Origin of the sequence: Cetobacterium sp., from assembly GCF_048470075.1 — a bacterium.
In the GTDB taxonomy this organism is placed as follows: Bacteria; Fusobacteriota; Fusobacteriia; order Fusobacteriales; family Fusobacteriaceae; genus Cetobacterium_A.
The window spans coordinates 1-15,001 of sequence record NZ_DBGBQB010000204.1 but is presented as its reverse complement, the minus strand read 5'-3'; the positions used below and the strand labels follow the sequence as shown (position 1 = coordinate 15,001).

Here is a 15,001-nt window from a genome sequence, read left to right as displayed (position 1 = left end):
TATGAGATTTAATGATTATGAATATTTTCAACCCAAATTTGAAGAGGATAAGAAACTTTTTTTATCCCTAATTGAAAAGATAAAAACTGATATAACCTTTACAAAAACCCTTGAAAACATTCACTCTTTTAATGTTTTAAGAGGAAATATTGAAACGTTATTCGCTATCGTTAACATACGATATACAACAAATACAAGTAATAGCTACTACAAAGGGGAAAAAATTTTTTGGGATAAACACTGGCCTCTATATCAAAGTATTTTCTTAGAGTTTGAATTCAATATATTGAACTCACCCTTTAAAGATAAGATTGAACATCAGTTTGGTAAGCAATATTTTGTTCTCTTAGAGTTGAATCAAAAATCATTTTCCAAAGAGATACTTTTAGATATTCAAAATGAGAATAAACTTGTAACGGAGTATATGGACCTATTAGCTTCTGCTAAAATATCATATGAGGATAGTACATATAATCTGTCTGAAATATCATACTTTGGATTTTCACCTGATAGGGAAGTTAGAAAAAAATCCAATGAGGCTAAATACGAGTTTTTCAAAAAATATGAGAGTAGAATAGATGATATATTCGATAATCTTGTTAAAATAAGGGATCAGATGGCCAAAAAACTCGGTTTTGAAAACTATATAGAGCTTGGTTATATTAGAATGAAACGAAATGGGTATGGTCTATCTGAAGTTAAAAATTTTAGGGAAAATGTATTGAAATATATTGTTCCTTTTGCAAGTAATTTATATGAAAAACAAAAAAATAGATTGGGTTTTGAAACTCTCAATTACTATGATGAAAATACTGTTTTCTCTAACAACAATCTATCTACCTCACTCTCCTTTAATGAAACAATGGATGCATTTGAAGAGATATTTAATGAAATCTCCCTTCAAACAGCTAGTCTATTTGGATTTTTGACAAAAAGAAATCTACTAGATTTAAAAACTCGAAAAAGTAAAGCCTTAGGTGGATATTGTTCATATATCTGGAATCATGGAGCCCCTTTTATATTTGCTAATTTTAATAATACCTACAATGATATTAGAACTTTCTCACATGAGATGGGACATGCCTTACATGCCTATCTCTCTAAATGGATAGATATACCAAGTTATAGATGTACTCTTGAAAGTGCTGAAGTACACTCTATGGGAATGGAACTTTTTGTTTTGCCTTGGATTGATAAAATCTATGGGAAAAATAGTGAAAAATACAAATTTGTGATTTTATCTTCAGCTATAAAATTTATACCATATGCTGCCACTATAGATGAGTTTCAAGAAAAAATATATGAGAATCCAAATCTAACTCCAAAGGAGAGAAAAGAGTTATGGAGAGCAATTGAAAAAAAATATCTACCACATAGAGATTACTCTGAATCGAGTTTTTTAGAGGCTGGAAATTGGTGGTTTCAACAGATTCACATATTTAAAATACCTTTTTACTATATAGATTATGCTCTTGCTGAAGTATCTAGTTTACAATTTGTAAGTAGAATGGAAACGAACTATGCTGAGGCTTTAAAAGATTATTTAGGAATCTGTAATGTAGGAGGACTGTATTCATTTTTAAATCTTTTACAAAAGGCTAACTTAAAATCACCTTTTGAAGAGGAAACTATAAAATCAGTTATGACAGAGATTAAAGAGGAGTTAAATGCTTTAGAATTAAGCATTTAATTTATAAAAAATTTCAAGGAGATGTTTTATGAAAAAACTAAGCTTAATATTAAGTGGATTAGTATTACTTTCAACTTTAAGTTTTGGTGCTAACAAAGTTTTAAAGTTAGCGGATAATCATGCTGAAGATTATCCCACTGTACTAGGGGATAAAGAGTTTGCACGTTTAGTTGAGGAAAGAAGTAATGGTAAAATTAGAGTGGATATCTATGCTGGTGGACAGTTAGGCTCAGAGGAAAATACAATAGAGCAGGTCCAGTTTGGAGCGATAGATATGGTTAGAACAAGCATAAGTCCTTTAACAAGATACAGTGATAAATTTAATGTTCTAATGCTTCCATATCTATACAGCAGTGACACTCATATGTTTAAAGTTTTAGATGGAAATATTGGGCTTGAATATCTAAATCTATTAAAGGATATCAATATCACTGGACTTGCTTGGTTTGATTCTGGAGCTAGAAACTTCTATAACTCTAAAAAACTTATTAAAAAACCCGAAGATATGAGGGGATTAAAAATAAGAGTTCAAGAGAGTGAATTGATGATGGAATTGATTAACGCTCTTGGAGCGTCCCCAACACCTATGTCATTTGGAGAAGTATATGGCGCTTTACAAACAGGAGTGATTGATGGTGCTGAAAATAATACTCCTTCCTATGATTCGACTAGTCATTTTGAAGTAGCAAAGTTTTACACAATAGATGAACATACTCGAATTCCAGAGATGCTTATCATAAATACCGATACTTTAAACTCATTATCTCCTGAAGAGCAAAGTATTATAAGACTTTCAGCTTTTGATGCAGCTAAAAAACAAAGAGAGTTCTGGAAGGAGAGAGAAAATATATCAATGAAGAAAATAAAAAGTAATAAAAATGTTGAAATATATAAGTTTACAGATAATGATAAAAAAGTCTTCCAAGATAAGGTAAAGCCTTTATATGAAGCTTTTGCAAAGCCATATTTAAAAGATGTTGAAAGGATTATAAATGAAAAATAAGTATGATATTTTTTCAGATTTTTTGGAGAGAGTGGTTGAGATAGTTGGAATAACCCTGTTGGTACTAATGGTTATTATTATAGGAGTCCAAGTATTTTGTAGATACTTTCTTAATTTTACTCCCAGTTGGTCCGAAGATCTCTCTCTCCTATTTATGATTTGGTTTTCTTTCTTAGGGATAGCTTTGGGAGTTAAAAGAGATACTCATCTGAGTATAGAGTTTTTCTTTAATCGACTTTCAAAAAATTTTCAAAGATTTATTACTGATTTCAATTACATATTGATACTCTTTTTTAGTTATATCCTATTTACTCGTGGGATTATTTTAGTAAGAATGACACTTAACTCCAAAATGCCATCTCTTAAAGTGCCTACATCGGTTTTATATATAGTTATTCCAATAATGAGTGTTATTATAATAATTTTTTTAATTCAAAAGTTTATAAAAAATTTTTACGGGGGTGATTGATGGGTGCACTCATTTTAATAGGTTCGCTCCTTTTATTCTTGATAATAAAGTTACCCATAGCTTTCTCATTGGGACTTTCCTCTATTATAACGGCAATGTATATGAATATTCCTGCTATTGTTATAGCTCAGAAAATGGTTGAAGGTGTAAGAAGTTTTTCACTATTAGCTATTCCATTTTTTATATTAGCAGGAGAGATTATGGGGCAAGGAGGGATATCAAAAAGATTAATTGACTTTTCCAATGTTATAGTAGGAAGAGTACGTGGTGGATTGGCTATGGTTAATATACTTTCTAGCATGTTTTTTGGAGGCATATCCGGTTCATCAGTAGCAGATACATCTTCAATAGGAACTATAATGATTCCTATGATGGAGGAAAAAGGCTATGATAAAGAGTTTTCCGTAAATGTAACAATAACCTCTTCAACTCAGGGAGTTATAATTCCACCTAGTCATAATATGATAATATATTCAGTTGCTGCTGGTGGAGTTTCCATAGGAAAGCTATTTTTAGGTGGTATCATACCTGGAATATTACTTGGAATTACTCTAATGATTTTAAGTTATTTTTTAGCTATTAAGAAAAATTATCCACAAGGGGATAGAATTTCTTTAAAGGATAGTCTTAAAATTGTAAAAGATAGTTTTTTAGGTTTGATGACAGCAATTATAATTATGGGAGGAGTTGTTCTAGGTATTTTTACTGCTACTGAATCTGCTGCTATTGCCGCTATATATGCCTTTATTATAACTTATTTTGTATATAGAGAGATGAGTATGAAGGAGTTTAAACAGGTTTTGGTCAATACATTAAAAACTTTAGCCATGGTTATGTCTATAATATCTACTTCCAGTGCTTTTGCTTATATGATGTCCTATTTAAAAGTACCACAAACTATAACTAATTACCTTCTTTCAATAACGGACAATAAATTTTTTATATTGATATTAATAAATTTAATTTTATTAGCACTTGGAATGATAATGGATATGGCACCATTGATCTTAATAACAACTCCAATACTTCTCCCAGTTGTAACAAAAGTAGGAATGGATCCTGTGCAATTTGGTGTGGTCATGATGCTGAATTTAGGAATTGGTCTAATTACTCCCCCTGTGGGTTCCACACTTTTTGTGGGATGTTCCATTGCAGGTATCTCTATTGAAAAAATTGCAAAGTCATTAAAACCTTTTTATATAATGCTTTTTGTATACCTCCTATGCCTTACATTTATACCACAGCTTACACTGTGGCTACCAAATCTGGTTATGAATGGATGACTTGAGAGTGAGGGAGTTATTTACAATAATTCCTATACCAATTCCAATAAAAAAGTAGGGAGAGTTTTCCCTACTTTAATATGATATTTTGAATAGATTCAGCAATGTTATCAATAGAGAATTTTGCTGATTTAAAACTAGGTTTAAATTTAGGTTTATAGTTATTTGAAAATGCAGATGGCTCTTTGGGAATTTTAAAAACATTTGTATCCAGTACCCCATTGTTATTTTCATCTACAAATATAGTAAATGCGTATTCTCCTTGGGGAATATCCTTTATAACAAGTGAAGTGTTATTGTCCTTTAATTCAAATTTAATATTTTTAAAGGCCTTAGATGTATTTAAAAAACTATCACTGTTTTCATACAGACTTAAATATGCTACACCTTTTAAGTCTTTATTTTGAATATCAATTTTTAAGGAGTTTCCAAAACTAACAGTTGCTAATAAAAAGGAAAAAATAATAATATTTTTCATAAACTCTATACCTCCAACTTATTGTATTTTATAGACTATCATCTCCCACATATAAAAGTCAAACAAAAAATATGTGTATAAAATATTTTGTTATAAAAAGTATTGTGGTTTGCGAATTTATTATTAATTAAAAGAGGAGGATTTAATGAACAAAATATTGAAAACAATTAAATATTTTTTATTTTTACTATTCATAGTAACAACACTATTTGCCAAAATCACAGAGATTGATATTATCAGTTTTAATGATTTTCATGGAAATGTTGCAGAGGACACTAGAGAGAAAGGGAAAAATATAGGAATGGCCAAAATGGTTGGATACATTAATGCCGCTAGAGAACTTAATCCCAATACAATAGTGGTTAGCGGAGGTGATAACTATCAAGGAACAGCCATATCAAATCTAACATTTGGAGCACCAGTTAGTCAGATGATGAAAGCCATGAGATTAACAGTATCTGCTGTTGGAAACCACGAGTTTGATTGGGGTAGTGATAGAATCGAAAAATGGGCAGAGGATGGAGATTTTGAATATATCGCTGCCAATATATATGACAAGACAACAGATAAGCCAGTTACTTGGGCTAAACCCTACAAAATAGTTGAGGTGGATGGAGTGAAGGTTGGAATGATAGGTCTTGCAACAGAGCAAACTAAATTTCAAACAAAAGCTGAATTTATTCAAAATATAGAGTTTAAGCCTGTGGAAGAAGCTGCTGCTTATTGGGTTAATTTCCTAAAAAATGGAGAGGCACCTGAAGGGAAACCAGATGTCATAGTTGCCATAACTCATATTCCAAGTGATCAAAATGATGATAAAACCGTGTTGGGAGAGGAACTTGATAGGTTAACTAGAGTCGAAGGTATAGATGCCATTGTAACAGGACACTCTCACAGAACAGTTGCTGGAACTATGAATGGGAAACCAGTTGTTCAAGCCTATCAGTATGGTAGAGCTTTAGGAACTCTTCATATAGTTGTAGAGGATGGAAAAATACTTGAGATAACTCCAACTGTAAATATGGTTTCCAACAATAAATCAGATATAATTCCAGATGAAGAGATGGTTAAAATCTTAGCTGCTCAATCTGAAGAGATGAGTGATATATTAGATGAGAAATTGGGAGTTTTAAGTGAGGATTTAACGCACAGTAGAGAGGGCTCTTTAACAGAGCTTGGATACTGGGCTACTGATGTTATGAGAAAATATACAAATGCTCAAATCGGTCTAACTAATGGTGGGGGATTGAGAAGAACTCTTTATAAAGGTGATATTACTATGGGAGACCTCTATGAAATTATGCCTTTTGATAACCAAGTTGTAGTTGTAAAAGTTACTGGAGCACACTTAAAACAACTTATAGACCACGGTATAGGAGCTGATTATATGACAGATGGACAGTTCGCCGGGTTAAAAGTAGTATATGACCCCACTAAGGAGTATGAACATAGAATTGTTAACATCTCTTTGGAGAACGGTATGCCAATAGATGATGATGAGATATATACAGTTGCAACAAATGATTTTATTGTGGGCGGTGGAGATAGATATGACTTTAAAAATGCCGTGGAGACAAATGATTTATTTGTTCCTATTAGAGATGTTTTAGTTGAAGATATTAAGGCGAATAATGGAATAACTATCCCTGATATAAGTGAAGTATTAATAAGTATGGAAGCAGATACAAAGGCTATTCAAACTTTAGAAGAATCTAAGAGTAGTGTGGAAGAGAATAGAGCTCCTACAGTATACATAGTTAAAAAAGGTGATAATTTAAGTAAAATAGCTGAAAAAAACAGCACTACTGTCAACAATATAATAAAAATTAATAACTTTAAAAATCCAAATATTATACAGATAGGAGAGCAAATCCTAATCCCGGCGATGTAAGGACTAGAATATGAAACGAATACTTCTAATTTTATTTTTACTCAGTACAGTTGTTTTAGGAGAGAGAGACAGCTTAAAGAATTTAAAGAATTTAAAGAATTTTTATAAAGAGGAGATTTTAGATAGGGAATATAAGGTTGTTAAAGGGAAAGTTATAGACATCTCCTATGATGACACTAATGAAGTTAGAAATATCTCAATAGAGAGTGACATTAGATATCAACACTTAGAAATCAAGCTATTAAATGGAGATTTTAAAGGGAATACCTATACTTTAAGAAACACAATTGATCAAATAAATCCATATAAATTAATTTTAAAAAAGGGAGAAAATATACTTCTATATCAGTATGAAGATAATGGTAAACTGACAGGTCTTAAAATTTTTGAGCGTTCTAAGGAAAAATCTCTATATTTTTTAACAGGTATTTTTATGTTATTTATGCTATTGATAGGTGGCAAAAAAGGATTAAAATCCTTTATAACCCTTGTTTTAACGCTGATTATTGTAATATTTTTTCTGATACCACTACTTCTTAAAGGTTTCTCCCCCATTCCTATTACAATTATCTCAGCAACAATAATTACAATTTTAACTCTATTTATAGTTAGTGGTATAAATAGAAAAACTTTTGCTGGTGTAGTTGGTACAGTTTTGGGCACTTTAATGGCTGGATTACTGGCTATGGGCATTGGAAACTATAGTAATCTTGTAGGTATGGGTTCTGAGGATATGCAAGCATTAGTCTATGGTTCAAATGGGTCTTTCTTAAACTATAGAGGCATACTGTTTTCAGGGGTAATTATAGGTGCTTTAGGTGCTGTTATGGATGTGGCAATATCCATAGCTTCATCTATGTGGGAGATAGAAACTATATATCCTGAAATTACAACTAAGCAACTTATAAAATCTGGAATGAATATTGGAAAAGATATAATGGGAGTTATGTCAAATACTTTAATACTAGCTTATGTTGGAAGTTCTTTATCATTAATAATGGTATTTTTCTCTTTTAAATTGAGCTTTCTTGAAATAGTTAATCTAGATATTGTAGCCACTGAAATAATAAGAAGTATAGCTGGAAGTATAGGCTTAGTGTTATCTATTCCTATTACAGTTTTAGTTACAGCTATGTTGAGACCAAAAAATATTAATAGCTAAAACCATGAAGTAGACTCTTTTTTAGAGTTTACTCTCATGGTTTTTTTGTTTTTTAAAAATATTATTCTTTTCTGATAGTGTTTGAATTTTGCTAAATTCAGTGATACACTGTATTAAAGAAGAAATAATTTAGGAGGAGCTTTATGAGGGTACTTCATACTTCTGATTGGCATTTAGGTAAAAAACTTGAAGGACAATCAAGAATATTAGAACAAAAATTATTTATTGATGCTTTAGAAAAAATTATACAAGAGGAGAGTATTGATTTAATCCTTTTGGCAGGAGATATCTATGATACATACAACCCTTCGGCAGAAGCTGAAAAACTATTCTTTGATAGCATAAAACAGCTCTCTTTAAATGGAGAGGTTGGTATTATAATAATCCCAGGAAACCATGACAATCCTCAAAGATTAACAGCAGTTTCTCACTTGGCTAAAGATTGTGGAGTTATAATCTACGATAGAGCATTTCAAGAGATAACTCCTGGAGAGTATGGAACGCTTAATATATACAGTTCTGTACCTGGTGGAATTTTTATAGAAAAAAACAATAAAAAAATATATATCTATAACCTTCCTTTCCCAAGTGAAACCACTTTAAATGAAACTTTTGATAATATAAAATTTAATGTTAGAATTAAAGAGATTTTGGAAGAGGGAGTGAAGCATAACCGGGAGGATATACCAACTGTTGTCATGACTCATATATATGTAGCCGGTTCTATGGGAGAGGGAGAGGTTGCTCTAGAGCTTGGAGGTTCAAGAGCTATTGCCGTAAATGATCTACCTAATGCTAACTATATAGCTTTGGGACATGTTCATAAGCCTATGTCTTTCACAAATAAAAAGGCTTACTATTGTGGTTCTCCTATTGAGTACAGAGTTACAGAAAATAGATTTGATAAAAAGGTTTTTGTAGTTGATATACTAAAAGATTCTACAATGGTCAAAGAGATACCTTTGGAAAACTATAAGCCTATTAAGGAGTACACTGTGGTTGGAGCTGAAGAAGCTATCGATAAGTCCTTAGCTCTTGTAGATGTAAATGAGTGGGTTTACTTAAATGTGGAATTGGAAGAACCTCTTACAAATTCACAGATTAGAAAAATTAAAAGTAATAAAAATATATTGGAGATTATCCCTATTATAAAGATAAAATCAAAAAAGATTGAAATTACGAATTATAACGAACAAACTTTAGAAGAGGCTTTTATAGAGTTCTTTAAGGAAGAAACTATGGGATTACCCCCAAATGAAAATATAACGAAACTTTTTTTAGAACTTTTAGAGGAGGGAGAAAGCAATGAGACCAATTAGACTAGAAATAACAGGATTACAAAGTTTTTCTAAAAAGCAGATAGTCGATTTTGATGCTTTAACCTCTCTTGGGCTTTTCGGTATTTTTGGGGAAACAGGAAGTGGAAAATCCACAATACTAGATGCTATGATTTTTGCTATTTTTGATGAAATTCCAAGAACTATGGGTAGTAAAGGTAAAAATATAAGACCATGTTTAAATCAAGATAGTGATATTTTAGAGGTGTATTTTAAATTTGCACTTGGAAAGGATATCTTTGAAATAACTAGATGCTATAAGAAAAAATTCTCCAGAAAAGGGGAGGAAAAATTTGAGCAGAGTAACCCTATTTTACTTCTAAATGGGGATGTTATTGCTGATACTGTAAAAAATGTAGAGAGTAAGATAGATGAATATTTTGGTATAAATGTAAGTGATTTTACTAGATCAGTTGTTCTTCCTCAAGGTAAGTTTAGCGAGTTTCTAAAACTAAAAGGTGCTGATAAAATGACCATGTTAGAAAATATCTTTGATTTGGAGAGATATGGAACTAAGATGTCTGAAAAAATAAAAATTAGAAATAATAAACTTAAAGAGGAGATAACATCTTTAGAAAATCAGATTAAGGGAAAGGGGAACTGTTCTCTAGAAACTATAGATAATATTAAAAATATACTGTCTGATAAAGAGAGAGAGTATGATAACCTGTTAACAGATAAAAAAACAATCACCATTAAATATGAGGAGTTAAAGGAGTTAAAAGCTCTATTTGAAAAGTTAAACTCATATAATAGTGAACTTGATAGAATTGATTTAGAGAGAGAGGACATTGAGTTATGTAAAAATATACTTGCTAAACATGAGAGCGCTATCTCTTTTAAAAGCACTATTGATGAAATAAAAGATATTAGAGAGAACATTCTGACTAACCAAAATAATCTTTTAAAATCAAAAAACTCTTTGGATACTCTAAACTCAGCCCTAGAAAATCTTAAGGAGCAGGAAAAAGAGAAACAGGTCGAATTAGATAAATTGATTTTAGAGTTGGATAACCTGAAAGTTGATTATGTGGAGTTAGATAATTTACGTAAAGGGGATCAGTATATTAGATCATTAAAATTTAAAGAAAAACTTTTGGGAGAAACTTTAAAGGATTCTAACTCAATCTCCTCTGATTTAAAATCTTTATATGAAAAATTGAAAATTGATAATCTATCTCTGGAAAATGAAAGTAACAATCTTCAAAACCTTGAGAAGATAGATAAAGATAAATTAATCTCTTTGGAAGATGAAATAAAGAGATTAAATACTGATATTAAACTACTAGAGGAAAAGCTAAAGGAAAAAAATAAGCTAGAAATTGAGATTAAAAAAGAAAGCGCTTTAAAAAGCTCAACATTATTGGAGTTAGAAAGTTATTTAAAAAAAATTGAGAATATTAATAAACAACATCTTGAAAGTAAAGCTTTTGAAATATCTAAAAATCTTATTCATGGAGAGTGTTGCCCTGTTTGTGGGTCAAAGGATCACCCAAATCCAGCCAAAGAGATTCAGAGTATAGACACATCTGTTTTAGATGAACTATCTAAAACAAAGGAGAAGTTAGAAAAAACTATAGTAGAAATAGATACAAAACTTAACTATCATCTTGAAAAATTAGCTGAATTAAATCAGGTAGATAATATAGATACTCTAAAAAATGAGCTTCAAGTTAAAGAGAACACTATAAATGATTTAAAAGTAAAAGAAAAAGAGATTTTAGAATATGAAAAAGAGTTAAATAATAAAATCTCTACTCTAAAATCAAATATAGTAAACTACTCATCTAATATAACTCAAAAAGAGAGTGATTTAAATAGAATAAAAGAAAAATCAACTCTATATGAAAATGAGATTTTAGAGGAGAGAGAAAAGATATCTGAGTTAAGATTAGAAAGTGATTCCTTGGAGTTTATAAGTGATAGAAAAGACCTACTGGAAAACATGGATAAAGAGTATCGTGAGGTTTCCAATAGAAAAGAAAATTTAGATATATCTCTTAGAGGTATAAGAGATAATATATTTAAAGATTTCAATAGTGTTCAAACTCTTTCCCTTGAAGTTATAAGTTTAGAGGAAAAAAACAATAACTTAAAAGATAGTTACAATGATAAAAAGGAGTGGTTAAAAACAGAGGCCACTTTAAAAGGATTTTTATCCACTGAGGATATATTAAACCATATACTAGATGATAATAAAATCATCTTATTAAAAGATAAAATATCCACATTTGAAAAAGATAGCATTAGATACCATAGTTTAAAAGATGAAGTTATAAAATCCATTGGAGATAGAGAGTTTAATGATGATACATGGCACGAACTAGAGAAAAATTTAGAATCATTAACACTTCAAGAAAAGAGACTATTTAAAGAGATTACCGAACATAGGGGCGAACTAAATAGACTTGAACAATTGGCTAAAGAAGCTAAAGAACTTTTTGAAAAAATAAGTGTACTAACTTTAAAACAAGATGATATTTTAACACTTCAGAAAAAGTTTGAAGGAAGAAAATTTGTTAAGTTTTTAGCTAGAAAGAGATTGGATTATATCGCTTATGAAGCCTCTAAAAGATTGCAAAAGATTACGCGAGGAAGATATATTTTAACGGTGGATAATAACTGTGATTTCAACATTGTAGATGCTTTTAATAGCAACTTTACCAGAGAGTGTTCAACTCTTTCAGGTGGAGAAACTTTCATTGTTTCTCTGGTTCTAGCTCTTGCGCTTTCAAGTCAACTACAATTAAAAGGTAAAATACAACTTGAATTTTTCTTTCTAGATGAAGGATTTGGAACTTTAGATGCCACTCTTTTAGATAGAGTTATTGAGATTTTAGAGGAGATTAGGTGGAAAGAAAAAATGAAAATAGGGATTATAAGTCATGTTGAGGATTTAAAAATAAGAATTCCTAGAAGATTAGAAGTCGCTCCTGCAATTCCTGGAGAATCAGGTAGCATAATAAAATTAATATAAAAAATGAATGTGAGGTTTTAATGAGAACAATTGGAGTATTTGATTCTGGAGTAGGGGGAGTTTCAGTGTTAAAAGAGGTTTTAAAAGAGTTTCCCTATGACAATATCATCTATTTTGGAGATAGCTTACACGCTCCTTATGGAGATAGAGAGATTGAAGAGATTCGTGCGCTCTGTCTGAAGGTCTCAGACTTCCTAGTTTATGAAAAAAAAGTAGATGCCATTGTTATAGCTTGTAATACAGCAACTGGTGCTGCTATGAACATAATGAAAGAGAGATATCAAATCCCCGTTGTAGGAGTTGTGGATAATGGCGTTAAAGAGGGAATGAGAGTAACTAAAAATAAAAATATTGGAGTTATTGCAACTCCAGCTACAATTAAAATGGATATCTATTTAAAAGAGTTTAGTAAATTTGATAGAGATTTAAAAATATCTCAAGTTAAATGCCCTCTTTTTGTCGGAATGATTGAAAAGGGGTGGGAAGATAATGCAATGAGTAATCAATTGATTAAAACTTATTTAGATAGTTTACCTAAAGATGTAGATACCCTTATTTTAGGTTGTACTCATTACCCTTTAATTGAAAAATATATAAAAAGATATTTTAGTGGCAGTATTGTAGATCCCGCTAAAGAGACTGCAAAATCTTTAAAAGTAATTATAGGAGAGGGAAAATACACGGAAGAAACAGATATAAAGTTTTTTGTCAGTGGTGATTCTCAAAAATTTAAAGAGGTAGCCCAAGAGTTTTTAGGGACTACTATTGATAAGGTTGAAAAAACCATTCTATAAAGGGAGGATTTTATGAAGAGGGTTCATTTATTTTTAGTTTTTATATTTACACTGAGTATTGCTGTTTTTTCAGCCACTATCAATATAGCACAGGAGGGGGATCCCAGAACTTTTGATCCCCACTTTGGAAATGATGGTTTCTCTTTAAGAGTAAACCGTTTAATATATTCAAGACTTTTAGAAAAAAATTCAAATATGGAAACAGTTTTGGGATTGGCTAAAAGTTATAAGTTTGTGGACAATAAGACCATAGATTTTACTTTAAAGGATAATGTTTTTTTTCAAAATGGAGATAAATTAACCTCTGAAGATGTTAAATTCTCATTTGAAAGAATGAAAAAATCTCCTAGAATTGCTGGAGTTTTACCCCCTATTAAGGAGATTATCATAAAAGATGACTATAATTTTCAAATGGTTCTAGAAAAACCATTCTCCTCTATAATAGACCAACTTACTCATCCTGCCCTAAGCATAGTGAGTAAAAATTATCTTTCAAAAGATTCTCACATTTTAATAGAGAAACCTATGGGAAGTGGTAAATATATTTTGGAAAAATGGGTTCCTGGAGAGGGTGTAGTATTGGAAAGATTTGAAAACTATTTTGGCACAAAACCAGATTATGAAAAGATAGATATTAAAACTATCCCTTTAGCAACTAATAGAACTATAGCTTTAGAAACAGGGGAAGCTGATATCGCTTTCTCGCTACCTCCACAAGATGAAAAAACTATCAATAGTAATCCAAATTTAAAGTTTATTTCTAAGCCATCATACTCTTACACATATATGGGACTAAACTTAAAAAAAGATGTTTTTAAAGATTCCAATATAAGAAAAGGGATTAATTTAGCTATTGATAAAGATACTATCCTAGATGTAGTTTTAAATGGAGAGGGGAAAGTTGCTACTTCTCCTGTTGCTAAGGGTGTAAAGGGATTCAATCCAAATTTAAAAAGTTTGGGTTATAATAAAGATGAAGCCTCTAAACTTTTAGCACCTTTAAAAGGTAAATCTTTAACTTTAGCAACTATGAGTAACAATATAGATATTCAAACTGCAGAGATTATTGCAGGTTATCTAAATGAAGTTGGAATAGAGGTTCAAATAACTGTTTTAGAACCAAGTATCTATTGGGTTAAAACTAATGGTGGAGAGTTTGATATGTTTATAGGTTCTTGGGGAAGTGTTACTGGAGATTCTGATTATGCGCTTTATCCAACTCATCACTCCAGCGCTTTTGGTGCTCCGGGAAATCGTACATTTTTCAATGATCAAAAAGTGGATAAACTTTTAGAGGAAGCTAGAGGTACTTTAAATGAAAGTAAAAGAGAGAAAATATATCAGCAAATCCAAGAGATTATTGTGAATAACAATAGTGAGGTAATGCTGTTTTATAGAGATTTAAATGGTGCACTTAATAAAAAAGTTCAAGGATTTGAGATGTATCCAATCCCTATACATGACTATTCCTTAGGAACTATTTATTAGACTGATGATTCAAATTAAAGGAAAGCATTTGACTTTATGGTATCTATGAGGTAATACATATGGTAATTAAGATAATAGAAGGGGTTGATACCATGATTATAGCTTATGAAAAATTAACTAACTCTTACAGAAATATTGTTAAAGAAAATCTATTCCACATTGGAGAGGGACTTATTCTAGATAGAGAGAATAATGTTTTACATAGATTTGAGAATATCAATGATATTACCTTAGATACTTTAAAAAAACTTAATAAACTTAGAGAGGAGATTGTTATAGTATATCCTTGCAATTTAAGAGATAGAAAAACAACTTTAGATGTATGTGTCGAATCCTATATAATAAGACATTATAACTTAGAAACTATATTTGATGCTATTCACGGATGCCAATGCACAAAGAGAAATATAAAGCTCCTATGGAATGTAG

General features: G+C 30.7%; 12 protein-coding genes. 11 read left to right on the top strand and 1 reads right to left on the bottom strand.

Features of this window, described 5'->3' with window-relative positions; genetic code table 11:
* The 4 genes from ACMOUI_RS07380 to ACMOUI_RS07365 form a co-directional block, all read left to right on the top strand.
* On the top strand, positions 1-1,690 hold a 1,690-nt coding region (locus tag ACMOUI_RS07380; protein ID WP_418965086.1), incomplete at its 5' end, for a M3 family oligoendopeptidase.
* Positions 1,691-1,718: 28 nt separating this feature from the next.
* Positions 1,719-2,693, top strand: coding sequence for a DctP family TRAP transporter solute-binding subunit (locus ACMOUI_RS07375; protein WP_418965085.1), 975 nt, complete (start codon positions 1,719-1,721; stop codon positions 2,691-2,693).
* The gene (locus ACMOUI_RS07370; RefSeq protein WP_418965084.1) at positions 2,683-3,162 is read left to right on the top strand and encodes a TRAP transporter small permease; all 480 of its coding nucleotides are present in this window, start codon (positions 2,683-2,685) and stop codon (positions 3,160-3,162) included. The genes ACMOUI_RS07375 and ACMOUI_RS07370 overlap by 11 nt, the downstream gene beginning before the upstream one ends.
* On the top strand, positions 3,162-4,445 hold the full coding sequence (locus ACMOUI_RS07365; RefSeq protein WP_418965083.1) for a TRAP transporter large permease: 1,284 nt from the start codon (positions 3,162-3,164) through the stop codon (positions 4,443-4,445). Before ACMOUI_RS07370 ends, ACMOUI_RS07365 begins: the two co-directional genes overlap by 1 nt.
* A gap of 70 nt (positions 4,446-4,515) precedes the next feature.
* On the opposite strand, the gene ACMOUI_RS07360 is transcribed toward ACMOUI_RS07365, so the two are convergent.
* On the bottom strand, positions 4,516-4,923 hold the full coding sequence (locus ACMOUI_RS07360) for a DUF2141 domain-containing protein (RefSeq protein WP_418965082.1): 408 nt from the start codon (positions 4,921-4,923) through the stop codon (positions 4,516-4,518).
* A gap of 145 nt (positions 4,924-5,068) precedes the next feature.
* Here ACMOUI_RS07360 and ACMOUI_RS07355 point away from each other — a divergent pair, with 145 nt between their 5' ends.
* The 7 genes from ACMOUI_RS07355 to ACMOUI_RS07325 form a co-directional block, all read left to right on the top strand.
* Positions 5,069-6,814: a 5'-nucleotidase C-terminal domain-containing protein gene (locus ACMOUI_RS07355; protein WP_418965081.1), complete on the top strand. Its 1,746-nt coding sequence runs from the start codon at positions 5,069-5,071 to the stop codon at positions 6,812-6,814.
* Between the two features lie 10 nt (positions 6,815-6,824).
* Positions 6,825-7,976 (top strand): YibE/F family protein, encoded by a 1,152-nt coding sequence (locus ACMOUI_RS07350; RefSeq protein WP_418965080.1) that lies wholly within the window; start codon positions 6,825-6,827, stop codon positions 7,974-7,976.
* A 143-nt stretch (positions 7,977-8,119) separates the two neighbouring features.
* Positions 8,120-9,295 carry a metallophosphoesterase family protein gene (locus ACMOUI_RS07345; protein ID WP_418965079.1) on the top strand — a complete coding sequence of 392 codons (1,176 nt, stop codon included), beginning with the start codon at positions 8,120-8,122 and terminating at the stop codon, positions 9,293-9,295.
* Positions 9,282-12,290, top strand: a complete 3,009-nt coding sequence (locus ACMOUI_RS07340) for an SbcC/MukB-like Walker B domain-containing protein (protein ID WP_418965078.1) — start codon at positions 9,282-9,284, stop codon at positions 12,288-12,290. The genes ACMOUI_RS07345 and ACMOUI_RS07340 overlap by 14 nt, the downstream gene beginning before the upstream one ends.
* Before the next feature lie 20 nt (positions 12,291-12,310).
* Positions 12,311-13,084 carry a glutamate racemase gene (gene murI, locus ACMOUI_RS07335; RefSeq protein WP_418965077.1) on the top strand — a complete coding sequence of 258 codons (774 nt, stop codon included), beginning with the start codon at positions 12,311-12,313 and terminating at the stop codon, positions 13,082-13,084.
* 12 nt (positions 13,085-13,096) lie between these two features.
* Entirely contained in the window at positions 13,097-14,572 is a 1,476-nt protein-coding gene (locus tag ACMOUI_RS07330; RefSeq protein ID WP_418965076.1) for an ABC transporter substrate-binding protein, read from the top strand.
* A 59-nt stretch (positions 14,573-14,631) separates the two neighbouring features.
* Positions 14,632-15,001: hypothetical protein (locus tag ACMOUI_RS07325; RefSeq protein ID WP_418965075.1), on the top strand; the 370-nt coding region annotated here is incomplete at its 3' end.